Annotated in this window: 22 protein-coding genes; 13 read left to right on the top strand and 9 right to left on the bottom strand. The window is 55.2% G+C overall.

Translation table 11 applies throughout. The annotated features are described in order from the left end of the window. On the top strand, nucleotides 1-1,155 hold the full coding sequence (locus ABVT35_RS10600; protein WP_368466385.1) for a glycosyltransferase family 4 protein: 1,155 nt from the start codon (nucleotides 1-3) through the stop codon (nucleotides 1,153-1,155). On the opposite strand, the gene ABVT35_RS10595 is transcribed toward ABVT35_RS10600, so the two are convergent. The 6 genes from ABVT35_RS10595 to ABVT35_RS10570 form a co-directional block, all read right to left on the bottom strand. Then, the gene (locus ABVT35_RS10595; protein ID WP_368466384.1) at nucleotides 1,149-2,327 is read right to left on the bottom strand and encodes an ABC transporter permease; all 1,179 of its coding nucleotides are present in this window, start codon (nucleotides 2,325-2,327) and stop codon (nucleotides 1,149-1,151) included. The genes ABVT35_RS10600 and ABVT35_RS10595 overlap by 7 nt on opposite strands. Further along, complete coding sequence (locus ABVT35_RS10590) at nucleotides 2,324-3,322, bottom strand: ABC transporter permease (RefSeq protein WP_368466383.1); 999 nt, start codon at nucleotides 3,320-3,322, stop codon at nucleotides 2,324-2,326. Before ABVT35_RS10590 ends, ABVT35_RS10595 begins: the two co-directional genes overlap by 4 nt. Before the next feature lie 8 nt (nucleotides 3,323-3,330). After that, complete coding sequence (locus ABVT35_RS10585; protein ID WP_368466382.1) at nucleotides 3,331-5,244, bottom strand: ABC transporter substrate-binding protein; 1,914 nt, start codon at nucleotides 5,242-5,244, stop codon at nucleotides 3,331-3,333. Next, complete coding sequence (locus ABVT35_RS10580; protein ID WP_368466381.1) at nucleotides 5,241-7,142, bottom strand: ABC transporter ATP-binding protein; 1,902 nt, start codon at nucleotides 7,140-7,142, stop codon at nucleotides 5,241-5,243. Before ABVT35_RS10580 ends, ABVT35_RS10585 begins: the two co-directional genes overlap by 4 nt. A gap of 93 nt (nucleotides 7,143-7,235) precedes the next feature. Beyond that, complete coding sequence (locus ABVT35_RS10575) at nucleotides 7,236-7,868, bottom strand: histidine phosphatase family protein (RefSeq protein WP_368466380.1); 633 nt, start codon at nucleotides 7,866-7,868, stop codon at nucleotides 7,236-7,238. Beyond that, nucleotides 7,843-8,871, bottom strand: coding sequence for an NAD-dependent epimerase/dehydratase family protein (locus ABVT35_RS10570; RefSeq protein ID WP_368466379.1), 1,029 nt, complete (start codon nucleotides 8,869-8,871; stop codon nucleotides 7,843-7,845). Before ABVT35_RS10570 ends, ABVT35_RS10575 begins: the two co-directional genes overlap by 26 nt. Before the next feature lie 162 nt (nucleotides 8,872-9,033). Between ABVT35_RS10570 and ABVT35_RS10565 the strand changes: the two genes are divergently transcribed. Then, entirely contained in the window at nucleotides 9,034-10,365 is a 1,332-nt protein-coding gene (locus ABVT35_RS10565; protein ID WP_368466378.1) for a UDP-glucose/GDP-mannose dehydrogenase family protein, read from the top strand. 76 nt (nucleotides 10,366-10,441) lie between these two features. Here the strand turns inward: ABVT35_RS10565 and ABVT35_RS10560 are convergent, their stop codons facing one another. The 3 genes from ABVT35_RS10560 to ABVT35_RS10550 all read right to left on the bottom strand — a co-directional run bounded on the left by ABVT35_RS10560 (nucleotide 10,442) and on the right by ABVT35_RS10550 (nucleotide 13,903). Further along, entirely contained in the window at nucleotides 10,442-12,004 is a 1,563-nt protein-coding gene (locus tag ABVT35_RS10560) for a carbamoyltransferase C-terminal domain-containing protein (protein ID WP_368466377.1), read from the bottom strand. 132 nt (nucleotides 12,005-12,136) lie between these two features. After that, nucleotides 12,137-12,817 carry an SDR family NAD(P)-dependent oxidoreductase gene (locus ABVT35_RS10555; RefSeq protein WP_368466376.1) on the bottom strand — a complete coding sequence of 227 codons (681 nt, stop codon included), beginning with the start codon at nucleotides 12,815-12,817 and terminating at the stop codon, nucleotides 12,137-12,139. Between the two features lie 18 nt (nucleotides 12,818-12,835). Next, the gene (locus ABVT35_RS10550; protein WP_368466375.1) at nucleotides 12,836-13,903 is read right to left on the bottom strand and encodes a hypothetical protein; all 1,068 of its coding nucleotides are present in this window, start codon (nucleotides 13,901-13,903) and stop codon (nucleotides 12,836-12,838) included. A 189-nt stretch (nucleotides 13,904-14,092) separates the two neighbouring features. Between ABVT35_RS10550 and ABVT35_RS10545 the strand changes: the two genes are divergently transcribed. The 11 genes from ABVT35_RS10545 to ABVT35_RS10495 all read left to right on the top strand — a co-directional run bounded on the left by ABVT35_RS10545 (nucleotide 14,093) and on the right by ABVT35_RS10495 (nucleotide 25,837). Continuing rightward, nucleotides 14,093-15,037, top strand: coding sequence for a UDP-glucuronic acid decarboxylase family protein (locus ABVT35_RS10545; RefSeq protein ID WP_368466374.1), 945 nt, complete (start codon nucleotides 14,093-14,095; stop codon nucleotides 15,035-15,037). A 141-nt stretch (nucleotides 15,038-15,178) separates the two neighbouring features. Then, a complete protein-coding gene (locus ABVT35_RS10540; protein ID WP_368466373.1) occupies nucleotides 15,179-15,829 on the top strand; it encodes a TetR/AcrR family transcriptional regulator in 651 nt (216 codons plus the stop codon). Next, on the top strand, nucleotides 15,822-17,060 hold the full coding sequence (locus ABVT35_RS10535; RefSeq protein ID WP_368466372.1) for an acyl-CoA dehydrogenase family protein: 1,239 nt from the start codon (nucleotides 15,822-15,824) through the stop codon (nucleotides 17,058-17,060). The genes ABVT35_RS10540 and ABVT35_RS10535 overlap by 8 nt, the downstream gene beginning before the upstream one ends. 2 nt (nucleotides 17,061-17,062) lie before the next feature. Then, nucleotides 17,063-18,040 (top strand): NADPH:quinone oxidoreductase family protein, encoded by a 978-nt coding sequence (locus tag ABVT35_RS10530; RefSeq protein ID WP_368466371.1) that lies wholly within the window; start codon nucleotides 17,063-17,065, stop codon nucleotides 18,038-18,040. Nucleotides 18,041-18,042: 2 nt separating this feature from the next. Continuing rightward, nucleotides 18,043-19,080, top strand: coding sequence for a zinc-binding dehydrogenase (locus tag ABVT35_RS10525; protein ID WP_368466370.1), 1,038 nt, complete (start codon nucleotides 18,043-18,045; stop codon nucleotides 19,078-19,080). A 93-nt stretch (nucleotides 19,081-19,173) separates the two neighbouring features. Next, on the top strand, nucleotides 19,174-20,049 hold the full coding sequence (locus tag ABVT35_RS10520; RefSeq protein ID WP_368466369.1) for a branched-chain amino acid ABC transporter permease: 876 nt from the start codon (nucleotides 19,174-19,176) through the stop codon (nucleotides 20,047-20,049). A gap of 9 nt (nucleotides 20,050-20,058) precedes the next feature. Continuing rightward, nucleotides 20,059-21,159 (top strand): branched-chain amino acid ABC transporter permease, encoded by a 1,101-nt coding sequence (locus ABVT35_RS10515; RefSeq protein ID WP_368466368.1) that lies wholly within the window; start codon nucleotides 20,059-20,061, stop codon nucleotides 21,157-21,159. Continuing rightward, on the top strand, nucleotides 21,156-21,944 hold the full coding sequence (locus ABVT35_RS10510) for an ABC transporter ATP-binding protein (RefSeq protein WP_368466367.1): 789 nt from the start codon (nucleotides 21,156-21,158) through the stop codon (nucleotides 21,942-21,944). The genes ABVT35_RS10515 and ABVT35_RS10510 overlap by 4 nt, the downstream gene beginning before the upstream one ends. After that, entirely contained in the window at nucleotides 21,941-22,726 is a 786-nt protein-coding gene (locus tag ABVT35_RS10505) for an ABC transporter ATP-binding protein (protein WP_368466366.1), read from the top strand. The genes ABVT35_RS10510 and ABVT35_RS10505 overlap by 4 nt, the downstream gene beginning before the upstream one ends. Nucleotides 22,727-22,744: 18 nt before the next feature. Beyond that, the gene (locus tag ABVT35_RS10500; protein WP_368466365.1) at nucleotides 22,745-24,634 is read left to right on the top strand and encodes a long-chain fatty acid--CoA ligase; all 1,890 of its coding nucleotides are present in this window, start codon (nucleotides 22,745-22,747) and stop codon (nucleotides 24,632-24,634) included. 39 nt (nucleotides 24,635-24,673) lie between these two features. Further along, on the top strand, nucleotides 24,674-25,837 hold the full coding sequence (locus ABVT35_RS10495; protein WP_368466364.1) for an ABC transporter substrate-binding protein: 1,164 nt from the start codon (nucleotides 24,674-24,676) through the stop codon (nucleotides 25,835-25,837). Nucleotides 25,838-25,862: the final 25 nt, after the last annotated feature.

Below are 25,862 nucleotides of genomic sequence, written 5' to 3'. Positions count from 1 at the left end.
ATGGCGACCAAAAAGAAAATCGCGTTCTACGCCCCGCTCAAGTCGCCCGACCACCCGATTCCGTCCGGTGACCGGGAGATTGCCCGCCTGATGATGAAGGCCCTGCGGCTGGCGGGCTATTCGGTGGAACTCGTATCCGACGTGATCAGCTACCAGAAAAGACCATCCGGGGAACTTTACGGCACCCGCAAATCGGCCGTGTCTGCCGAGGAGAACAGGATCCGCAGGCTTTGGGAAAGCGACGCGGCATCTCTTCCGGATCTTTGGTTCACCTATCACCCCTATTGCAAATCACCGGACTGGCTGGGGCTTCCGCTCGCCAGACACTTCAAAATTCCCTATGTGACAGCGGAGGCGTGCCGAACGCGCCAGGGCACGGCAAATGACTGGCTTGAAGGGCGCGCGGCGGCGCAGGAGGCCATAAGGTTCGCTAAAGTCAATTTCGTGCTCAAAGACAGTGACTGGCAATATCTGAAAACCGTTACGCCAGACATGAAAACGGCTGTCCGGATTACGCCGTTTCTCGATATATCAGGATTGCCGGCGCGGGCGAAACCCAAAAAACTGTTTGAAAACGAGGCACCTGTGCTTCTTGCAGCCGGGATGATGCGCCCGGGCGCAAAAATGGAAAGCTACCGCACGCTTGCCGCGGCGCTCCAGCTGATCGAAAACAAAGACTGGAATCTCATCATTGCCGGCGAAGGACCTGAACGCGCCAACATTGCCGAACTTCTGAGATTTGCCGGCTCTGACCGTGTCAAATTTGTCGGCAGCGTTGCACATGAGGACATGTTTGCGCTGATGGATAGCAGCGACATTTTCGTTTGGCCGGGGATCGGTGAAGCCATCGGCCTTGTCTATCTTGAGGCCCAGGCACGGGGCATGCCGGTGGTGGCCTTAAATACCGCAGGCGTTCCGCTTGTCGTATCGGATGGTGTTGGCGGCACGCTCTTGCCTGTGGGCGATACCGGCGCATATGCCGCGGCAATTGCGCGCCTTTTGGATGACCGCCGCCTGCGTGAGGAACTTGGCGCCGGCGGACGCCGATATGTCCATGAGCATCACAATGTCACCTCCGTTGCCGCGACATTCAAATCGGTAATCGACGGCATTTTCGCCGATGCAAGCGCGGCAAATCAGAACTCACCTCAGTGATATGGATCTGCGGCGTCCCGCAATCCGTCACCCATGAAGTTGTAAGCCAATATGACAAGGATCACCGGCACAACCGGCAATATCAGCCATGGATAAAGCACAATTACGTTGATGTTCTGCGCCTCATTCAGCAGAACGCCCCAACTGGTGATCGGCGGCCGCAGCCCAAGCCCCAGAAAACTCAGTGATGTTTCGCCCAGGATCATTGCCGGGATCGTGATTGTCGCAGACGCGATCAGATGGCTTAAAAAGCCTGGCACCAGATGCCGTGTAATGATGCGACGCGGCTTTGCGCCCAGCAATTGTGAGGCAAGCACGTAATCTTCTTCGCGCAACGACAGGAGTTTGGACCGCACGGCACGCGCAAGGCCGGTCCAGTCAAGCAAACCCAAAATCACGGTTATGCCGAAATAGACGAGGATGGGGCTCCAGGTGACCGGCAGTATGGCAGCCAGCGCCAGCCAGAGCGGTATGCTCGGGATCGATTGAAGCACCTCGATGATCCGCTGAACGACCACATCGACCCACCCGCCATAATATCCCGCAAGGCCGCCTATGGTGATGCCGAGAACAAAACTGACGGTGATACCGATTAGGCCGATGGTCAGCGATATCCGCGCGCCATAAATAATGCGCGAAAACATATCGCGACCAAGCCTGTCCGTGCCCAGCAGGAAGAGGTTTCCGCCGTCTCCGGCGCAGAACAGATGCTTGCGCGATTCAAACAGGCCCCAGAGCGTGTACGGGTCGCCGTCGCAGAAAAACCTTACGGGATAGCTCTTGGTCTTGTTGTCCGAATATTCGCGCTTGAGTATCTCCATGTTCAGCGTTCGAACACGCTGATAAACACGCGGACCGACAAACTTGCCATCTTCAAAGAAATGTATGCCCTGTGGCGGAGCATAGATGTCATCGATGTGCCGGTGCGCCAGATCATAAGGCGCGATGAACTCAGCCAGGGCGATCACGACATAAAACGCGGTCAGGAAGATTGCGGAATACAGGCCCAGCCGGTGCCTTTTGAACTTCCACCAGATCAGCCGAAGCTGCGAGGCGAAATAGTATTTTTCCTGTTCCGGCGTCAGTTTTTCCGCGGCGAGCGGATCAAATGGATCCGTGGATACGAAATGGCCGATCGGCTGTCCGGGTTCGGGCAAGGACGTGTTGGTCATTTATACGCCTTTCCCTGCAGCCGGATGCGCGGATCGAGTATGGCCAGCGCAATGTCCGAGATGAGAACCCCGATCACGGTAAGAAGTGCCAAAAACATCAAAAACGATCCGGCCAGATACATGTCCTGACTCTGCAAGGCAGAGATCAACAGCGGGCCCGTCGTTTCAAGCGACAGGACGATAGCGACAACCTCGGCACCTGATACAATTGTAGGCAGAATGTTGCCGATATCTGCAATGAAGAAATTCAAGGACATACGAAATGGGTACTTTAACACGGCGCGCACAGGCGGAACGCCTTTTGCGCGGGCGGTTATGACATATTGCTTTTTCAGCTCGTCGAGGAGGTTGGCGCGGATGCGCCGGATCATGGCCGCCGTGCCAGCCGTACCGATGACGATCACCGGTATGACCATATGTTCGAAAACGGAGCCCAGTTTCGCCCAACTCATGGGTTCGTTGATGTATTTAGGATCCATCAAGCCTCCGATGGAGGTTCCGAACCACACCTTGGCGAAATACATCATGACAAGGGCGAGCAGGAAATTCGGAGTGGCCAGCCCCAGGAGGCCGACAAAGGTGAAACCGTAATCGCCGAACGAATATTTATGTGTGGCCGAATAAATCCCGATGGGGAACGCGACGATCCATGTGAATATGATGGTCACGAACGACAGCAGCATGGTCAAAAACAACCGGCTGCCGATCAGTTCCGAAACCGGCCGCTCATATTCGAAAGAGTAGCCGAAATCCCCGTGCAGCATGCCCCAGACCCAACCGAAATAGCGCTGCCAGGCCGGTTTGTCGAAACCATATTCAGTTCTTAAAAACTCGATTTTTTTCGGGTCGACTGTCTCGCCGGCCGCTTGCAATTCCGCCACGTAGCTTTCGAAATAGTCACCCGGCGGGAGTTCGATGATTGTGAATATAAGCACACTGGCGATCGCCAGTGTGGGAATCATCGCCACAAAACGAAAGAATATATATTTCAGCATGTTGCGGCCTATTCCTCAAACCAGAACGTATCCGGACGGTAAATTCCGAAAAACGCAGATGGCGACCAGGAATAGATGCCGGTTTCCGGCAAATTCCGCAGCTTCTTGCTCACGACGACCGGCTGAATTGCTTCACGCGCGATACCGATCGAAAACACTTCTTCAGAATAGATCTCTAGCATTTCCGACCAGATTGCCTCGCGTTCGACATTGTTGGTCGATTTTCGCCAAAGCCCGTAAAGCTCGAGCAGACGTTTAGCAGAGGGCAATGTCGGCGGCTCACCGGCCTTTCCGCCTGTCTCGGTATACTGCCCCCAGACCGGCCAGTTCGGTTGCGCGGATGAGACCGGGGCAAGCTCTTCTGGATTGAGGTCAGGCGTGGCAAGTCCGATATTGAGCCCCTTGGATATGGTCATCATGGTCTGACCGGTCAGAAAGCGGCGGCGGTGAATATCGCGTTGCATTGCACGCGTGAAGACGCGTATTCCAAGCTCTTCCCAATGGTAACGGATCAGTTCAAGTGCGTCCGTCTGCTCGGTGCTTTCCCCTGCACTTTCGACGATAATTTCCATCGGCCTTCCATCCGGAAGCAGGCGGGTACCGGCTGCATTTCGCTGCGTCAGCCCAAGTTCGTCCAGCATTTTGTTGGCCAGATCAGTATCGTGCTGCGCCCAGGCCGATGCGTATTTTTCCTTGTAAAGAGGTGAGCGTTCCAGAACGGTATCGCCGCCCTCCTTGGCAAGTCCGAAAAAAAGTTGTTCGTTCAACTCGCGGCGGTCGAGACCGATGGAAAGCGCACGGCGGAATTGCACGTCCTGAAAGAGCTTGCGCCAGACGGGGTCTTTCACATTCAGGTTCGGATACAGCGAAATCTGCGATGCGACGCCGGCACGCCACAGAAGTACCCGATAGTCCTGTGTCTTCTCGCCCTGTTTGAGGAATGTGTAATTGTCAAACCGCAAATAACGTGCCTGCAGGTCACTCTCGCCGGACCCGGCCTTGGTGGCGACAATGTCGGCGGACCCGGTCAGGACGATGACCTCATCGAAATAAGGGAGCTGCTGACCGGTCGGATCCACCCTGTGATAGTACGGATTGCGCTCGAACACGAAGCGTTTGGAGGGCCCTTCCGTGGTATTGCGCCAGGGCTGTAAAGTCGGAAGGCTGGGATTCTCCGGCCTGTATTGACGTCCGAGCACCGTATGCATCGCGGCCCAGTTGCGATAGCCCTTGTCCTTGGCCATCTCTTCCAGTTCATCGATGTCATTGTAGTGCGCGTGGTACTGCTTCATGTAGTGGGCCGGCTTGTAGATATAGGCCGGCCGGGAGCCCGCCAGGCCGAGAGGAAATGCCGGGTTTGGATCCTCCCAGGTATAGCGGACGGTGTGTTCGTCAATGACTTCGAATTTGGGTGGCTTTCCGTTTGAAAGAAGAACCTGGGGCAATCCCGCTCCGGAGAGCTTTTCGTGGTTGGCCACATCCTCGAAATAGTAGCGGAAATCTTCGGATGTGAAGGGATGACCGTCGGACCATTTGTGCCCCTTGCGAAGGCGCAAGGTGAAGATCCGGCCCTCCTCGACATCGAAACTTTCAAGAATGTCGGGTTTAAGGTTGAAATCGTAGTCGAATCCGACGAGACGGGCATAGCCATATACCGTCATCATCCGGATATCCTTGGATTTACCCATGAGCATTCTGAGGGCACAGCAATAGCGCCCGATGCTCTTGCCGTCCATTTCAAAGTCGACGACAAGCGGCTGCTCAGGCAGGCGTTCGCTCATCGGCGGCAGTTCGCCTGACTGGACCAGCGGTTCGAGTATCGGCGGCTCCCTGAGAACACCGGTCGCATTCGCCAGAGACAGGAACGACACCTGCAACATGGCGCAGAGGACGGTTGCCAGGGTGAAATGCTTCATACTCATGCTACCAGCCTCGTCGTATCAAAGTCCGGGCGCACGAGGACGTAGTGGTCCTTGCCGACCTCCAGCATTTCCATCGGCGCGCCGGGCCTCTCCGGAATGAATTTCTTGTCCCAATTATCATGGCTGCTGCTGGACAATATGTCCGTGTGCCCCAGGGCCAGGGGGCAGGCCAGATCGGTGGTTGGAATAGATTGTAGCAGGTTTTGGGTATACGGATGAATCGGATCGCGGAAGAGCACGTCACCTGGAGCAATTTCGACGATCCGGCCACGGCGCATGACCGCAACCCTGTCGGCCACGTAGTTCACCACCGCCAGATTGTGGGAAATGAAAATGCTTGTCAGATGCAGTTCCTTCTGGAGACGCATCAACAGATTGAGGATTTGCGCCTGAACCGAAACATCCAGCGCTGAAACGGGTTCGTCACAAATCAATAGATCCGGGTCCAACGCCAGAGCACGGGCGATGCCGATGCGTTGACGCTGTCCACCCGAAAAACTGTGCGGATAGCGGTTCAGGAAGGTCGGCGACAGACCGACCATGCTCATCAATTCACGCGCCCGCTCCTTGCGCCATTTGCGGGTTCCCTCACCATGAATCTCAAGCGGTTCTGCAAGAATATTCAGAACCGTCGATCTCGGACTGAGTGAGGAAAACGGATCCTGGAACACCATCTGAATTTTGCGGCGCACCTCGAATAGCTCACGATTTGGTATCGTCGCGAGATCAACTTCGCCTGAACCTGCATTGAACCCAATCGAACCCTGGCTCGGCGTAATCGCACGCATAATCATTTTGCTCAGCGAAGTCTTGCCGCAGCCGCTCTCGCCCACAAGACCAAAGCACTCACCGAAACGCACCGAGAAACTCACATCGTCGACAGCTATTACTCTGTCGGCTTCGGAACTTATCAGGCGGCTGCCTTTTTTGGACTCGAAGCTTTTGGACAGGTTCCTGACATTCAAGATAATGTCTTCAGGCGAATGCACGCGCTGTGCCGCGCGGGCCTTGAATGATTCCGGCAGCGGCTGGGTGACTTCGCGCAGTGCGACCAGCTTCTCACCCGGCTGCATCTCCAGTTTCGGAACGGCTGCCAGCAACGCCTTGAGATAGGGATGTTCGGGTTTGTGGAAGATATCTTCGAGTGTCCCGGCTTCCATCAGAGTGCCGTGATAGAGCACAAGTATCTCGTCGGCCATGTTGGCGACCACACCCAGATCATGGGTGATAAGCAGCAGCGACATACCCAGCTTTTGCTGCACGTCCTTCAATACAGCAAGCACCTGTGCCTGCACTGTGACATCCAGCGCCGTGGTCGGCTCATCGGCAATCAAAAGCGCCGGATTGCAAACGAGCGCCATCGCGATCATCGCGCGCTGGCGCAGGCCGCCGGAAAGCTCCATGGAATACATATTGTAGGCGCGCGAGGGGTTTGGGAAACCGACCAGAGCCAGCATCTGCTCAGTCAGATCACGGCACTCCTTACGGTTGACGTCGCGGTGCAGATAAAGTGCTTCGTCAATCTGATTGCCCACCGTGTGAACCGGCGAAAGCGACGTCATGGGCTCCTGGAAAATGATGGAGATGCGCCCGCCGCGAAGCTGGCGCATCTGCTTGCCATCGCGCGGTAGTTGTACGATATCGGTCGGCTCGCCGTCGTTCAACGGATCGAAAAACTGGATTGATCCGCCCGTTACTTCGGCAATGTCGGGCAGAATTCCCATGATCGTCTGCGCGATAATCGACTTGCCGGACCCCGATTCTCCCACCAGAGCGACAGTCTTTCCCTTCGGTATTCGAAAACTGACGCCTTTGACGACATCTACCCGATTTTCCCTCGAACCGATTGCCACCCGCAAGTTCTCCACCCGCAGCAGATCGGAAGCACCCATACTCATCAAGCGTTAATTCCCCTATCGATCAATGGCTTGGCCGGTTTGTTGTTATTATTCCAATCCGCCACCGATTGTTTTCATCATATTTGCAGCATTTTATATCCGTGCCAATGATCCTTTTGAAATGACGTAGATCTTATCTTGGGAAATCGGTTCGACAAGTGCGTTTTCCCGCTGCAGGAAACCCAGCAGATACAGACAGATTCGTATGACACCTGTGTGGGTAACAATAATGGACGGCGATTTGCGCGCCGTCAGGAACGAATGCAGCGCTGGAACTCGTGAGGCGGGCGATTCTCCGTGTGGCGGCGAGAACAGCCAGCGGTCGGCCTTTCGCCTTTTGCGTGCAATTGGAAATGCAGCCTTGACCTCCAGCGTCGTCATTCCTTCCCAGTCCCCATAGGAGATTTCGCCAAGGTCCGGTTCGAATGTAAGCCAATCTGTGGTCACATCGAGTTTGCCGCAGATGATCTCGCTCGTTTGCCGGGCCCGGAGCAAGGGCGATGAGAACAATTGCAGCGCACGCGGCGCCTGTCCGGCACGCGTCACCAGTTCGGCAAGATTGGCGCCGATGTGGTCGGATTGCCTGCGGCCGGTATCGTTGAGTGGAATGTCGCTTATGCCCTGAAAACGACCCTGAAGATTCCACTCGGTCTGGCCGTGCCGTATAAAATAGAGGTCCGGCACGGTCTGAGGGTCGATATCAGGTTCGGCTGGAATGGTAGGCATCGTACCAGGCAACAAAGGCAGCCAGTCCCTCATTCAATGGCGTGTGTGCCTTGAACCCGAAATCGCGCTCCAACGCCGACGTATCGGCAAATGTTTCATAAACATCGCCGGGTTGCATCGGCAAAAACTCCTTTACCGCTTCACCACCGGTCAGGCTTTCCAGTGTTTCGATCATTTGCATCAAATCAGCAGGTTCACTGTTTCCGATATTGTACAGCCGGTAGTTAGGCGCGACCCTTTGCCGTGCTTTACCATCCGCATCGCCAGTGTCCGAAGCCGGTGGGGAAAGCAGCACCTTGACGACGCCATTTGCAATATCGTCGATATAGGTGAAGTCGCGGCGCAGGTCGCCATTGTTGAAGACCTTGATCGGATCTCCGTTCCGGATCGCCTTTGTAAAAAGATACACGGCCATATCCGGCCTGCCCCAGGGACCATAGACCGTAAAGAAGCGCAGGCCGGTTACGGGTATGTTCCAGATATGGCTGTAGGCATGGGCCATCAGCTCATTGGATTTTTTGGTGGCGGCATAAAGACTGATCGGATTGTCGACATTCTGATCGGTGCTATAGGGAACATCCGGACTGTTGCCATAGACGGAACTCGAACTTGCATAGGCCAGATGCTTGACGTCACAGGCGCGACAGCCTTCCAGGACGTTCAAAAATCCGGTGACATTGCTATCGACATAGGCATGCGGATTTTCAAGCGAATAGCGCACGCCCGGTTGCGCGGCGAGGTGCGCGACATGTGTCGGCCGTATGCTCTCAAAGATATCGGCCATCGCTTCCTTATCGCCGATATCCACGCGATGGAAACCAAAGCCGTTTCTGCCGGTCAATTGCGCGAGCCTGGCTTCTTTCAGGCCCACATCGTAATAGGTGTTCATGTTGTCGATACCGATGACCTGGTATCCCAAATCAAGCAAATTGCGCGCAACGTGAAACCCTATGAAGCCTGCCGCCCCGGTCACTATAATCGGGGCTGAAATCTGGTTTGACATATTTGTTGAATCTCGCCTTGGTAGGTGTTCACAACGGTATGATGTGGTATGGAATTATTCTGTGAATTGTTTATACCGCCACAAAACACTATTGAAAACGCCACAATTCAATCGCCGGCAAAACAGATCGGCACCCCCATAAAATAGACTCGCGAGGCTGCCTTGATCATCACGATTATCGGAACCGGTTATGTTGGGCTCGTAACGGGTGTTTGCCTTTCCGAGTTCGGCTTCGATGTTACCTGCGTGGACAACGTTCCAGAAAAGATCGCACTGCTTAAAAACAACGTCAGCCCGATTTATGAGCCTGGCCTTGACCAGATGATCCGCTCGAATGCGGAAGCCAAACGCCTCCATTTCACAAGCGATCTGGAGCAATGCGTACCTCATTCAAATGTGGTCTTTCTGGCAGTCGGAACACCATCGGCTGCCAATGGCGAAGATGTGGACCTGACTTACGTGTTTTCAGCGGTGGAAGACATCGCGCCACACCTGCAGGACGGTGCTGTCGTTATTATCAAATGCACGGTGGTTCCGGGAACCTGTCAGCGGGTCAAGGAACGCATTGAGGAGTTGCGGCCGGATCTCGACTTTTCCGTTGTCAGCAATCCGGAGTTCCTGCGTGAAGGTTCAGCCATACAGGACTTCATGCGACCAGACCGCGTTGTTCTTGGAATTCACGACGAGCGCGGACGGGAAGTTGCGGAAACGCTTTACAGGCCGTTGAAACTGCAGGACACACCTATTTCCGTTGCATCTCTCGTCGGCGCGGAGGTCAGCAAATATGCGGCAAATGCTTTCCTGGCGATGAAAGTCAGCTTCATCAATGGAATTGCCGACCTGTGCGAAAAGGTTGATGGAAACATCATTGAGGTATCTGAGATTATTGGCCTTGATGAAAGGATTGGCGACAAGTTCCTGCGTGCCGGCCCGGGTTTCGGTGGGTCCTGCTTTCCCAAGGACACCCGCGCTCTGGCAGCTTTTGCTCGCAAGGTTGATGCACCCCAGGAGCTGGTTGAGGCGACGATAACGCTGAACGAGACCCGCAAGAAGCATATGGCTGAAAGGGTGTTGGCGACCATAGGCGAGCCGAAAGGCAAGACGGTTGCCGTGCTCGGCGTCTCGTTTAAACCCGATACGGACGACATTCGAGAATCCCCAGCCCTGGCTGTTCTGGATCTTCTCATTGACAGCGGCGTGACGGTGCGCGCGTTCGACCCAAAGGCTATGGAAGCGGCAACAGAGCTTTATCCCGATGTTGTTTGGGCAGATGATCCCTATGAGGCGGTTGTCGGCGCGCACGCCGTTGTCATTATGACGGAATGGAACCTGTTGCGTGCCCTGGAACTCGACCGTCTGAGGGATGCCATGGCCGAACCACTGATGATTGACCTGCGCAATATTCACCGGCGCAAGGAGCCGACACGGTACGGCTTTACTTATGTCAGCATCGGCCGCGACCGGGCAAAGCCCACTTCTGAAGTTACGGCCTGACATCACGGGCCCACGGCAACGGCTTATCTGCGGTTGTCCTAAATCGCAGTTTGCGGAATATCGCTGGCTGTGCAGCTTACGCGCGTCGGCGATATATACTGCCGTTGACCACAAATCCGTCCAGACCGGTGTCGGTTGCATAACGCACCAGATCACTGAGGCGGTTGATAAATCCCTTGCCGTTGAAATTCAGCGATGTATTGCACAACACGCCGTAACCGGTTTTGTTCTTGAACGCCGACAGCAGCGCGTACATTTGCGGGTTTTCCGACTGACGCACCGTTTGTGCCCTGGCTGAACCGTCTACATGGGTGACGGCTTTCAGAGCATCAGTGCGTGCCGTCTGGAAGTAGAGCATGTGAGGGCTGGGGCCGTGATTGTTGAAATGACGATCCAGCTCCTCCTCCATCAGGATCGGAGCAATGGGCCGGAATCCTTCGCGTTTTTTGATGGCATTGAGCCGTGTATGGGTTTCCGCGGTAAATGGCGCCGCGACCAGCGACCGGTTGCCGAGCGCTCGCGGACCAATTTCGTAGCGCCCGTTGACCCAGGCATAGACGCCCCCCTCAACCAAGCGGCCGGTGAATTCATCAAGATCAAGCGGAGCACGGTCGAAACCGGAAACATCGGCATCGTCCATGACGAACTCTTCACCGGCATAAACCGTCCAGTCAATCTTGGCATTGCCGGTATGAACCAATTGAGCGTCGATTGCCGTTCCGATCGCCGATCCGGAATCGTTCGTGCACGGCTGAACGAACACATCTTTAAACAGACCGCTCTCGCGCCAGGCACTGTTCCAGTCGCAATTCAAACCGCATCCGCCGGACACGAGGATTGGAAGGCCTTCCTTCATATTATTTTCCGCAAACTCAAAAAAACGTTCGAATATGCGGTGCTGAAAACGCCGTGCCAGATTATGAAAATCCGGGCTGTCGAGACCTATATTGCAAAACGGGCTGTCCTTGAAATCCGATTTCCGCAATGGGCTTGCAACAGCATCCCACTCAAGGATGCGCTCAATCAGTTCGCGTTCTTCCTGGGTCTCTACTGTATCCCGGCCAAATCCGGAAAGGGCCATCAGCTTGCCGGCATCCTCGCGGCGGGATTTGCTGGCATCGAATGGATAAGCGGGATCGGCAAGGCCATAAAGAAAACCATATTTGTGGCCCGGACCGCTCAACGGCGATCCGATTTCAGCTATATTCAGGTTTTCATCGACACGATAGAAATGACCAAGCACACCTTCCCAGACCAGTGCATATGCCGGCTCACCCTGCGAAAATGGAGACATACCGTAGCTGCCGATAATATGGGAGCGCTCATGGGTATCTGAAAAATAATGCAATTCCTGACCAAACATCTTCATTTTATGGGAAATGTTTGTGTCGGGCGTTGTTCCGAGATAGCCCGCGCCGATGGGATCCCGCATCGGGCGGAACGACCGCTCCCAGCCCGAAACACCAAAGACGTCCGGCATCCATTCAAGCGCGGCAAAACCATGCAACATAAGTTCAGGTGTGACCGGCCCATAGCGGTTGCCGGAATCTTTTTCGGCTTCCATGGAAAAAATCAGGCGACCATCATCGATTGCGGCAACATGCCCGTCATGTCCGGGCTTATAGGCAAAAATTTTCATGGGCTGAAACTATCCGTGTTATGCGGGCCGCATTGCTCGTGCGTAAACCCTACATGTTCCGTCGAGACGATCAATTCAAGTCAAGTTCGTGTAATTACTCAGCGAATTTAAGCGCTGGCGGGCACGCCGCCCTCAACCCGCCCAGCCACCCGAGAACGGAATGGCCTGTCCAACAAAAAAATCGCTCCGGTCACTGGCAAGAAATAACGCGAGTGCAACATCCTCCTCGGGTTTTGCCAACCGGCCCAGCGGAACCTGTTCCTTGAGGTTTTTCTGAAATTTCGGGTTTGCCTGCATTTCCGGCGGATAGTAGGCCGGGTTTTCGACCCAGTTCTGGGCAATCAGATTTACCTGGACGTTGTGTCTCGCAACCTCCACGCCAACCGATTTGACATAGGATATCTGTGCTCCGCGTGCGGCGCTGTATGCTGACAGCCGTCCCATCGGGCGCAGCGGTGTCGCGCTACCGAATACGATAGTTTTTCCCGACCGCCGCTCGATCATCCGCGGAAGCGCATGGCGCGTGAGGCGGTGGAGTGGATGTACGAGTAACCCGAACACCTCCTGCCACGCGTCTTCCTCCAGATCGGTGACCAAGGTTCCGTAATGATTTGGTGAAGCCAGGTTGATGATTAGAACATCGATATGTCCGGCATCTTCCATCAATTTGCGGCAGGCTGCATCCGTTGAAAGATCGCTCGTATCGGCGGTAACGTGTGCACCCTCCCGTCGAAACATGTCTACACACGCCGGCCCCATATACTGATCTGCCTGCGTAACAAATACACGTTTGTTCTCAACAGATACATCCATCCAACACGCTCCTCAAAATTACACGGCGCTTGCGGTTTGCTTTTGAAGCGATGCAAACGGCTGTTGCGCGGTATTTATGAAATCCTGAAACCTTTGCATCCTTCGAGGCAACTCTGCTTCTTCCTTGAAGCGTGCCTTCCACCAGCCGAGGTAAAGCGGGGCAAAATCGAATTCGCTTTCAAGCACCCATTCCCTCTTGGCCTTCAGATAATCCATCGTGACCTCGCGCCAATCATCGACGATGCATACCGGAAGGTTTTCGAACAAGGAGCAGATGCTGGAACGCGGCACGATGGGTACCGACCCCAAAAGCAACGCCTCCCAGGTCCGGTGACAATCCCACCCATTGCCCAGCGGACTGATCGTGAACAGATACTCGGCATTGTTCTTCCAGCTTTCGGCGCGGTTGGTATCGGGCTGCTCAAGAAAAGCCGCATCCAATTGAACGCCGTTGATGCACTGGTGGCGATCGCCACGGGTGATCACGTGATGCCAATTGCTATAGCCGGCTATTTTTTTGTGTTCCAACCCAGGTGACGTCGTGCGGGCATCATCCAGTATCTGTTCCTGCACCAGCGGGTTTGCAAAATAACCCCAAGGGCGATGACGAAACTGGAAGGTCAGCGTGTGATAGTCCATTCCGATGGGCATCGGAAGCAGTTTGGGATGCTGGTCATTGCAGTTCTGTGTGAACCAGGCATCTAGGAGGGGACTTCCAAGAATACGGGCGCGCAGTTCTGAATCAGTATCGCGATCACCGACTTCCAGATCACATCCACCCGTCACCAGCACAAACCGATTCTCCATACGGCCGAGTGTTTGGTCGGCAAAATGCCGAAGCCCGTTGGTTTTGAAATAGATGGACAGAGTATTTGAGTGGTCTGTGGCTGCAAGCCGGTTCAGTTCCACAATTTCCGGCGGACGTCCGTCCTTGTGCCAATAGTTGCAGCTCTTTTTCAAACCATGACTGGATATGTATCGGCACTGCGCTTCATTGGTTTCCAGCTCATTCATCCTGTAGCGCAGGTTTTCGTACGCGACACCGGCTGTCTGCAAAATTCGCTGCTTGCCCGGCTCCAAACTCATGGATTTCCCCGCTGTTCCTTTGATCGTCCAGCAGCTACACCGCTACTTTCGCATGCACAAGGACACCAGACTGCTCGCAATGTAAAGCCGGTGTCACATATAATATTCCGGTTGAGAAAAGGGCATCCATTCAATATAGCTCTAAACGTTGGAGCCGATACAAAATGAGTGCTGGGATTCGGAGATATTATGCGTGAAATTCTTGTCACAGGCGGCTCGGGATTTTTAGGATCAAACCTTTGTGACGCACTGCTGAAACGCGGTGACAGCGTATTGTGTGTCGACAATTTTTTCACTGGTCAGCGCAGCAATATCAAGCATTTGCTCGGTCGAACGGATTTCGAACTGATGCGGCATGATGTGATCTTTCCGCTGCATGTGGAAGTGGACCGGATATTCAATCTCGCCTGCCCCGCTTCGCCGGTTCACTATCAGTTCGACCCGGTTCAGACCACAAAAACCAGCGTGCTCGGCGCAATCAATATTTTGGGCCTCGCCAAGCGTCTGGGAGCCCCGGTCCTGCAGGCCTCAACATCGGAAATCTACGGCGATCCGCAGGTTCACCCACAGAGTGAGGACTATTGGGGGCGCGTTAATCCCATCGGGCCGCGCAGCTGTTATGACGAGGGTAAGCGGTGCGCCGAAACGCTGTTTTTCGATTATCATCGGCAAAATGACGTCAAGATCAAAGTCATGCGCATCTTCAACACCTACGGACCGCGCATGCATCCAAGTGACGGGCGCGTGGTCAGCAACTTTATAATACAGGCGCTGCAGGGTGATCCGATCACCATTTACGGGGATGGCACACAGACACGCAGTTTTTGCTACGTCGACGACCTGATCGGCGGCATGGTTCGATTTATGGACAGCCCCGACGATTTGACCGGTCCCATAAACTTCGGCAATCCACATGAATGCTCGATGCTTGAGCTCGCCGAGCGCATAGTGCAACTGGTCGACAGCCGTTCGAAGCTGGAGTTCCGGCCTCTTCCCCAAGATGATCCGGTGCAGCGGTGCCCCGATATTTCAGTTGCCCAAAAAGAACTCGACTGGCAGCCGAAAGTGGACCTGGAAGACGGTTTGAAAGAGACCGTTTCCTGGTTTCGGCATCTGATCGATAATACAGAATAACAACAGTTCTGCTCTAACCTCCATTGACAACATACCCGGTAGTATGTTCCTCTTTACGGAACAAACGATAGCTGACCCACGCCGAAATTCGGATTGCCGGCGGAGAAGGTTTGCGCCGTATCGAGGAGGAACATCCGGCAAATGTCTGCGTCGGTATCAGCAAATTCAGTGCGCTCAGTGCAGGAGGATATCCTCAACGCGGCAGCGCAATGTTTCATGGACCGAGGATACGCAGCGACAAGCATCGACGATGTCGCGCGCAGCCTCGGTGCCACAAAGGGCCGTATCTACCATCATTACCGTTCGAAGGCCGACCTGTTCTTTGATGTGTATCGTCATGGAATGCAGATGAATTTTGATGTGCTGTCGCCGATTGCAGCCCAATCACTACCGACGCCAGAAAAATTGCAGCGCATGACAAAGGCGCATTGCCTGGCGATGATAAACACCCTGCCGTTTCAGCGCTGTGTCTGGGAAGGTGTCGAACTTCTCAAGCGCGGCGCCACAACGCCTGAGCAACGGGATGTGCTGCTCGAGCTTCAGGCCATGCGCGACAATTATTCCGAGATATTCCGGGAAGTTCTCGAACAGGCAAAGGCCGAAGGCGTTGCGCATTTCGAAAGCTCAAGCATTGCATTGCAACTTATGTTTATGTCTTTGAATTCACCTCTATTTTGGTTTCAGAGACGTGAAGGGCAAAACGACACTACAATTGACCAGATTGCCAGCCAATGCGCCATATTTGCGCTGCGTGGTCTCGGATTGAAGGAGGATTTGATCACCGATGTCTGAAATGGATCTGGGAATCACGGCCAAGCTGGAGCCGATACTTGAAGAGGTACGCTCCATGGTGCGGGATGAAATCCTGCCGCTCGACGAGGAATTCCTCGCCGAAGTGAACAATGGCGACCGCTGGGCCTACACACCGCGGCAAACCGAAATTCTGGAAGGGTTGAAAGCGAAGGCCAAGGAAAAAGGCCTGTGGAACTTCTGGTTGACCGCATCAGACCGCGGATATGGTCTGACGACCGTCGAATATGCCTATCTCGCCGAAGAAATGGGCAAGGCGCATATCGGCGCAGAGGTGTTTAACTGTTCCGCGCCCGATACCGGCAACATGGAGGTGCTTGAGCGCTATTGCACCAGTGAACAGAAAGACCGGTGGTTGACCCCGCTACTCGCCGGAGAAATCCGTTCAGCGTATCTCATGACAGAGCCGGATGTCGCCTCCTCGGATGCGACGAATGTCTCCATGAGCTGCGTACGTGACGGCGACGACTATATATTGAACGGCGAAAAGTGGTGGTCATCCGGCGCCGGCGATCCACGCTGTCAGATATATATAACCATGGTGAAAACCGGTGGCGAAGACGAGCCGAAGCATCAGCGTCATTCCATGATCCTGGTTCCGGCAGACACGCCCGGCATTGAAAAACTGCGGGCCATGCAGGTCTACGGCCACGACGATGCGCCGCACGGGCATCTGCACATACGCTTTACAGATGTGCGTGTACCTGCGGAAAACCTCATTCTAGGAGAGGGACGCGGCTTCGAAATCGCACAGGGCCGCCTCGGACCTGGCCGCATACACCACTGCATGCGGGCAATCGGACAGGCGGAACGCGCGCTCGAACTGATGTGCCAGCGATCGTTGCGCCGTGAGGCCTTCGGCAAGCCGCTGGCAAAGCTCGGCGCCAACTACGATATCATCGCCGAGTGCCGCATGGACATCGAGATGGCCCGGCTCCTGTGCCTCAAGGCCGCCTGGATGATGGACAAGGGCGATGCACGTGCGGCGGCCCCGTGGATCAGCCAGATCAAGGTCGTGGCTCCACAGGTGGCGCTGAAGGTGACTGACGAGGCTGTGCAAATGTTTGGTGGCCAAGGCGTGTCGCAGGACACTCCCCTCGCCCGTTCATGGACCGGATTGCGGACGCTGCGGCTGGCAGATGGCCCGGACGCCGTACACCGTATGCAGGTTGCCCGCACGGAACTGCGCAAATACACGCAGGAGCGCGTCTGAATATGAAAGCAATCGTTTGCGAGGAATTCGGACCTCTCGACACGCTGGTCTACAGGGATATTGAAACACCGCCCGTCAAGGACCACACGGTGTTGATCAGACCGGAAGCAATCGGTGTCAACTACCCCGACGGCTTGCTGGTTCAGGGCCTTTACCAGATGAAACCGCCGACACCCTTTGTTCCCGGCATGGAAGTGGCCGGCGTAGTCGAGGAAGTCGGTGCTGCAGTCAAAAACGTCAAGCCCGGCGACAGGGTAGCGGCGCTGTGCCAGATTGGCGGTTATTCCGAACGCGTTAGCGCCCCACAGAAGGTTGTGTTTCCACTGCCGCCGGGCATGGATGCGGCCGACGCCTGTGCATTGATGTGCGCATACGGCACCTCGCACCATGCGCTGAAACAGCGTGCTGTCCTCAAACCCGGAGAAACCCTTGCGGTTCTCGGCGCAGCCGGCGCAACGGGCATCGCAGCAATCCAGATCGCCAAGGCGATGGGCGCCAGGGTCATTGCCGTTGCCTCATCTGAGGAAAAGCAGCGTATCGCCAAGGAGAGCGGCGCCGATGAGGTAATTGGCTATGACAATCTGAAGGATCAGCTGAAGGCGCTGACCGACGGAAAAGGCGTCGATGTCCTGTTCGATCCTGTCGGTGGCGATGCTTTCGATGCCGCCTGCCGTGCCATGGGTCGCGGGGGCCGTCTGCTGATTATCGGCTTTGCCTCCGGGCGCATTCCCGAACTGCCGGTCAACCTGACGCTGGTGAAGGAATATTCTGTCGTCGGCGTCTTCTGGGGCTCTTTCACACAGCATGAGCCCGACGTTTATGCGGATAACATGAGAGAGCTTGTCGGCTGGTATCTGGAAGGCAAGGTGAAACCGCATATTGAGGGACGCTATCCGCTCGCCGAGGCGCCTCAAATACTCAAGCGTGTGCTTGGTCGCGGCGCGACCGGCAAACTGGTTCTCGTACCGGAAGGAGTTTGAATTTGGATCTTCCAAAAGAGACATTTGCCCTGGTGCAAAAACATGACGGCTTTTCGGGCAAGGCGGAAGGCCCGCATATCGAAAGCCTCGATCTTTATCTTGAAGCAGCAACAATCCCGCTCAAGGAACTTGCCGACGGTCAGGTTCTGATCAAGATGGCGATGGCATCGATAAACCCCTCCGATCTCCACTATATCAAGGGCGAATATGGACACCCCCGCGTCAAGGGTGCGGCAGCCGGTTTCGAAGGTGTCGGTGAGGTCATCGCCGGCAGCGGCGGTTACGCACAATCTCTTGTAGGAAAAAGAGTCGCCTTTACCGTGGATCCAGCCGGCTCGGGCACATGGGCTGAATACGCCATAACGTCAGCAGCAGTTTGCATTCCAGTACGCGATGACATGCGCAACGAAGATGCTGCCGCGCATGTGGTCAACCCGCTCACCGCAATGGCGATGTTCGACATTGTGCGCAAAGCCGAATCCGGCAGCTTCATCATGACGGCAGCGAACAGCCAGCTCTGCAAGCTGATGACGGCGCTGGGGCGCGACAACGACATAGCGCCCATCGCCATCGTCAGGAAAGATGAACAGATTGCGCATCTCAAGGAGCTGGGCGCCAAACACGTTCTCAACAGCACGGACGGCGACTTCAAGGAAACGCTGAAGGCCATCGTCAAGAAAGAAAAACCGCGCGTCATGCTCGATGCGGTGGCCAATCAGGTTTCAGCGGACGTCTTTGCGGTGATGCCGAACCGGGCCCTCTGGGTCGTTTATGGAAAACTCGACCCCGAGCCGCCGCAGTTCCGGGAAATGGGGCAGTTCGTTTTCATGGAAAAGCGCATTGAAGGATTCTGGCTGACGCGCTGGTTCATGAGTACGCCGCTGGAAGAGCAAATCAAAATCATCGGCGAGGTTCAGGCGCGTTTTGTATCCGGCCAGTGGGAGACCGAGGTAACGAACACGATCCGGCTTGGAGACGCCATGTCAGACCTTGCCGATGCACTGCGCAACTCAGATGGAAAGGTAATGCTGGTTCCGTAATACGAAACTGTTCGAAAACAGAGGCGCGCCGCCTGGCCGGACGCGCCATCCACGGGATCGAGCAATCAGCTCAGGCTTTGGGAGGGCCATCGAGTGGACATACTACAACTGATCGTCAGCGGTCTGGCCAACGGGTGCGTATATGGCCTCATCGCGCTGGGTTTTGTGCTGATTTACAAGGCAACGGAAGCCGTCAATTTCGCACAGGGCGATTTCATGATGCTGGGCGCCTTTATCACGCTCGGCTTTACCAACGAGCACTATATGGATCTGCCCTTCTGGCTGTCCGTATGCCTGGCCATCGGCATCATGGGTACGCTGGGCTACCTGCTCGATCTCATCGTTCTTCGCAGAATGTTCGGCCAGTCGCAGGTAGCCGTCGTCATTTTGACAATAGCTCTCGGCTTCGTCATCCGGTTCATCGCCGGCGCTATCTGGGGGCATGAGCCACAGTCGCTTGAATCACCGATTGCGGGTGCCGAGATGCGCTTTGGGGGCCTTGTACTCGGCTTGGACGAGGTCTGGGTGATCATCGTCACCGTGTTGCTGACCGGCCTGCTTTATCTTTTCTTCGCCCGGACGAAACTCGGCGTTGCCATGCAGGCGTCGTCGCAGAACCAGCTTGCCGCCTATTATATGGGCATCCCGGTCAAGCGGGTTCACTCGATGATCTGGGGGCTTTCGGGCATCGTTGCGACTATCGCCGGCATTTTGTTCGCCTCGAAAGGATCAATCGATCCGACCGCCGGACTGCTCGGCATCAAGGCATTCGCCGCAGCCGTTATCGGTGGGTTCGGCAGCCTTCCCGGTGCACTTCTCGGTGGCATAATCGTGGGGCTGGTCGAACCCTTTGCGGCCCGCTACATGCCGGCCGGCTACTCGCAAATATTCCCTTATCTCATTCTGGTTGTGATGCTGATCGTGCGCCCGCACGGCATCCTGTCACAAATCCAGACAAAGAAGGTGTGAGGGGCGGATATGCGGATAGTTTTCAAGACTTCGTATGATGCCGACATCCGGCTGTTCAAGCACAACGCCCAGGCCTTCTGGTACATGCTGTTGTTCACCGTTGCGATCCTGTTGCCATTTCTCGTCAGCGAATTCCTGGTGGGGGAAGCAACGCTGGTTCTCATCTGGGCAATTTGCGGAATGGGGCTGATGGTCCTTGTCGGACAGACGGGACAGGCAAGCCTCGGCCACGCTGCATTCATGGCGGTGGGCGCTTACTCCAATGTTCTTTATCAGGAACATTTCTCGATGCCGTTCCTGCTGTCATTCCCCTTGTCGGGACTGACAGCGGGTGTGGCGGGTGCGCTGATCGCCCTGCCGACAACACGGTTGCACGGCATCTATCTTGCCATTGCCACGCTGGCTATTTCGGTCCTGACGGAGGATCTGATTGTCATCCTTGAACCGATCACCGGCGGCGTAGCCGGGCTGTTTGCGCCCGACATCCAGATTTTCGGCTTCACGTTCAACCGCTATGGAAACCCGGTCGAGTTGTATTGGCTCGTGCTGGCAATCACGTTCATAGTTGTCTACGCCTACCGCAATTTGTTGCGTTCACCCATTGGCCGGGCCTTCGCCGCGGTGCGGGACTCTGAAGTTTCTGCAAAAGCCATGGGCGTCAATGTCGCCCGCACAAAAATGGTCGCGTTTGCTATCTCCTGCACCATCACCGGGCTTGGCGGCGCACTGATGGGGCATTTTGCAACCGTCTTCACCCATGAGACATTCAACCTGATCATTTCGATAACGCTGTTGCTGATTATCGTCGTCGGCGGCCTTGGAACAATTCACGGGGCATTTTTCGGGGCCATCGTTTTCGTGCTCCTGCCGTTGTTGATATCGGTTACCCGTGACGCAATAGGAACGCTTTCCGGGGTCGGATCCATAACCATCCCGGGTCTCGAAAACGGAATATTCGGAGCCATATTGATTGGCTTCATCCTGTTCGAGCCAATGGGGATTTACGGCCGTTGGCTGAAAATCCGAACCTATTTCGAGCTTTTCCCCTTCTACCGCAAAGACATGTTCCGTCGCCAGAAGAGCTATTTGAAAACGGAGCGCACACAATGAGTTTGCTGGAACTTACCAACGTTACGCTCCGCTTTGGCGGTCTCGTCGCGGTCAATGACGTCTCATTCAATGTCGAGGAAGGCGAAGTATTTGCCCTTGTCGGTCCCAACGGGGCCGGAAAGTCCACCATCTTCAACATGATTTCCCGGTTCTACACACCGGCCGAAGGCGACATCTTTTTCGAGGGAAAGAGCATACTCGACAAGGAAGCGCACAATATTCCGAGACTCGGCATTGCGCGCACCTTCCAGAATATCGAGCTGTTCGAGCAGGCGTCGGTGCTTCAGAACCTGCTTGTCGGCCGTCACACACATCGCCGGTCAAATTTTTTGACTGACATGGTCTTCACACCGTTCGTGCGCAATGAGGAACGCGCGCACCGCGAAGCCGTTGAGCATGTCATCGACTTTCTGGACCTGCAGGCCTATCGCGAGAAAATGATCGCCGGTCTCCCCTACGGTGTCAGGAAGGTTGTGGAAATGGGCCGCGCTTTGGCGATCAAACCCAAATTGCTGCTCCTCGACGAGCCGGCCTCCGGCCTTTCCGTCGAAGAAACGCAGGATGTTGCGTTCTGGATCGAGGACATAAAGAAGGTGATGGGCATAACCGTCCTGATGGTTGAACATGACATGCATCTCGTCAGTTCCGTGTCGGACCGCGTCATGGCACTGGCGGACGGGCGCATGCTGTCCATCGGCACACCGCAAGAGGTTCAAAACGACCCGGCGGTCATCGAGGCCTATCTCGGTTCGGATGACATTTCGGAAAGTGGAGAGGCAGCATGAAGCAGGATACCAGCGCTCCCCTTCTCAAAGTCGACAATCTGGAAAGCTTCTACGGTCCGATCATGGCGATCCGCGGCGTTAGCCTCGAAGTCAATGAAGGCCAGATCGTCACGGTTCTGGGCGCCAACGGTGCCGGCAAGACGACGCTGCTCAAGACGATCTCGGGGGTCATGGACCCGGAAAAGGGAACCGTGGCCCTGCACGGGTCCGAAATCCAGGGTGCGGCACCGGACAAGGTCGTCCACAAAGGCGTTGTCCATGTTCCCGAAGGCCGTGAAATTTTTCCGATCCTGACGGTTGAGGAAAACCTCAAGATGGGGGCTTACACCCGCTCCGATCACGCCCAGATCGCGACGGACATGGAGCTTGTCTACGACTACTTTCCGATCCTGAAGGAAAGACGGACCCAGGAAGCAGGCACACTGTCCGGCGGTCAGCAGCAAATGCTGGCTATCGGCCGCGGCCTGATGGCACGGCCGCGCGTCATGCTGCTTGACGAACCGAGCCTCGGCCTCAGCCCGTTGCTGGTCAAGGAGATATTCACGATCATCAAACGCCTTAACCAGGAACAAAATGTCACGATGATGCTGGTCGAGCAAAATGCAAAAGTCGCTCTTGATGTTGCACATTATGGCTATGTGATGGAACTTGGGCGTATCGTCATGAGTGGTGAAGCTCACAAGTTGCAGGAATCGAAAGACATTCAGGAATTTTATCTGGGCGCACAACAGGATACGCAACGCGGACAGAGGCGCTGGAAACAGCGCAAGACCTGGCGATAGGGCGAAGGGAGGACCAACATGGGAACCATGCAAACCATTCCACCGCAGACGCTGGTCGACGGCGTTAGCGTGAACGCAGATCTTGAAAGCGGTCCTTACTTTCTTGATGGATGCGATACGCTCTCAAAACTGTTCCTGCAACGCTGCAAGGAGCTGGGAGAAAGAACCTCACACCGTGAAAAAGACTACGGCATCTGGCTTTCCTATTCCTGGAATGACTTTCACGAACATGCAAAGCTGATTGCCCACGGGCTTTTGTCTATGGGTCTCAAGCGGGGCGAAGTCGTTTCAATCCTTTCAGAAGACAACAAGGAATGGGTCTATACCGATCTTGCCGTTCAATGCGTCGGCGGTATCGCATCGGGTGTCTACACCACGGATTCAGCAAGTCAGCTCGCCTATCTGGTCAACGATTCCGACAGCCGCTTCCTCTTTCTCGAGAATGACGAGCAGTTGGACAAATACCTGACTGTAAGAGATCAAATGCCTGGCCTGACCAAGGTGATCGTGTTCGACCGGGAGGGTCTTCACGATTATCACGACGACCAGGTTATCTTCATTGAGGAGCTCTACGACATCGGCAGGGTTCACTCCAAAAAGAACCCGGGACAATTCGAAGAGGAAGTCGCTAAGTCGAAGCCGGACGATATCGCAATTCTCGTTTATACATCGGGAACGACCGGCCAGCCAAAAGGGGCAATGATTTCCAACAGCAACATTATGTATTCGCTGTCTATTGGCGCCCACACCCTGCCCGTTATTGAGACCGATGAGCAGGTCTGTTTCCTGCCGCTTTGTCATATTCTGGAACGGTTCATTTCCGTCCTTTCCCCGATTGCATCGAAATCGACCGTTAATTTCGCTGAAAGCCCGGAAACGGTTTTCGACAATGTGCAGGAGGTAAGCCCGCACGTCTTTACCGCCGTGCCGAGGGTCTGGGAGAAAATATACTCCAAGATCTCCATCATGGTTGGCGACGCAACGCCATTCGGTCGCTGGGCGTATAAACGGGCGCTTGCCGCGGGCAAGGCAAGGGCCGACCTCTTGGAGCAGGGAAAGCCGGTCCCGGGGTTCCTGGCGCTGCAATATCGTTTCTGGGATACGGTAGTGCTCAAAAACATCCGCAGGATGATCGGCATGGACCGGCTGCGCCGGGGTACCACGGGCGCCGCACCGATCTCTCCAGATTTATTGCGCTGGTACAAGGCCATCGGCATCGATCTCTTCGAAGGTTACGGAATGAGTGAGACCGCCGGCATCATTTCGCTCAACATGTTCGGAAAGAACAAGGTGGGCACGGTCGGCCAGGTGGTGCCGGGCGGAAAGGTGCGCATAGGAGACGGTGGCGAAATCCAGTACAAGGCGGGCAATGTCTTCGAGGGCTACTGGAGGAAACCCGACAAAACAAAGGAAACGATGTCCGAGGACGGATGGCTGAAGACGGGCGATGTCGGCCACATCGACAACGCCGGTTATGTCAACATCACCGGCCGGTTAAAGGACATCATCATCACGGCTGGCGGCAAGAACATCACGCCAGCCGAAATCGAAAACAAACTGAAGTTTTCGCCATACATCTCCGATGCAGTCATCATCGGCGACAGGCGCAAATACCTGTCCTGCCTGATTATGATCGATCAGGAAAATGTCGAAAAATTTGCCCAGGACAAGCGAGTTCCATTCGGTGATTTCGCCTCGCTCTGCGCAACATCCGAGGTTCAGGAACTTATCGGCAGCGTAGTCGAGCAGGTCAACGCGGAGTTTGCGCGCGTCGAGCAGATCAAGGCCTTCCGCCTTATCGACGTGCTGCTGACTGCAGAAGATGACGAACTGACCGCCACCATGAAGCTAAAGCGCAGCTTTGTGGAGAAAAAACATAAAGCGCTCATAGACGAGATGTATGCCTAGACGAGATTTAGGGATCCGCTTTTCAAGGAGGAGTAAAATATGAAAAACCCAGTTAAATCGATGGCCGTTGCACTGGCATTGTCGGTGGCCGCGCTGCCACAGGCCTATGCCGAAACGCAGGGCGTCAGCGATACGGAAATTCTGATCGGCTCAAACAACGACCTGTCGGGAATTTTCGCCGCCTTTGGAGCGCCAGCGGTTGGTGCTGCCAAGCAATATTTTGACCAGGTCAATGCCGCCGGCGGCGTTCACGGCCGCCAGTTGAAACTCATCGCCGAAGACCATTCCTATCAGATGCCGAAAGCGATGCAGAACATCAACAAGCTGGTCAATTCAGACAAGGTGTTTGTCATGCTGTTGTCGCTTGGCACGCCGATGAACATCGCCAGCTTTCCGCTGCTCGAACGCAAGGGCATTGCCAATATCGGCCCGCTCAGCGCTGCGCGTCAGATGGTCGAACCACTGGAGCCTTACAAGTTTGTCGGGTTCTCGTCCTACTACGATCAGATGAACGCCGGCATCACCTATCTGAAGGAAAACAATGACGCAAAGGTCATCTGCGCCATGTATATCCCTTCCGATTTCGGTAAGGAAATTCAGCAGGGCGCGAAGGATGCTGCAGCCGATCTTGGCCTTGATTACAAGGCCGAGACCACGCACAAGCCCGATGAACAGGACTTTGTCGGATCACTGACCAAGTTGAAGGAAGAAGGCTGCGATACGATCGCAACGGCACTCGGCATCCGCCAAACGATCACCGCGCTGGCGACAGCGAAGAAGATCGGCTGGGATGATGTCGATTTCATTGGTTCGTCCGCTGCCTTCCACACCGCTGTCGCAAAGGTTCCGGGCGGTGTGACGGAAGGCTTTTATGCCGCAGCCGGCTGGCCCGACCTCAACACCCGCATGGATGACCCGCACGTGAAAAAGTGGGTTGATGACTACACGGCTGAATTCGGCGAAGCTCCCGGCACAGGCGCATTGCTTGGCCGTTCCGCAGCCGAAGGTCTTGTTTTGGCTCTTGAAGCTGCCGGTCCGGACCTGACATCGGAAGGTTTCCTGAAGGCCATGGAGGGTCTTGAATACACCGACCCGATCACAGGTGTGAAGGTCGATTACAGCGCCGAAGATCACCAGGGCGGTGATGCGATCATCATTTCAAGGATTGACGGCGGCGACTGGAAGGTCATCGGCGAGAAATAATACCAATTTAAAGCAATCCGGCGCC

The organism is Hoeflea sp. TYP-13, assembly GCF_040932035.1.
Classification (GTDB): Bacteria; Pseudomonadota; Alphaproteobacteria; order Rhizobiales; family Rhizobiaceae; genus Hoeflea_A.
This window is presented reverse-complemented; position numbering and strand designations above follow the sequence as displayed.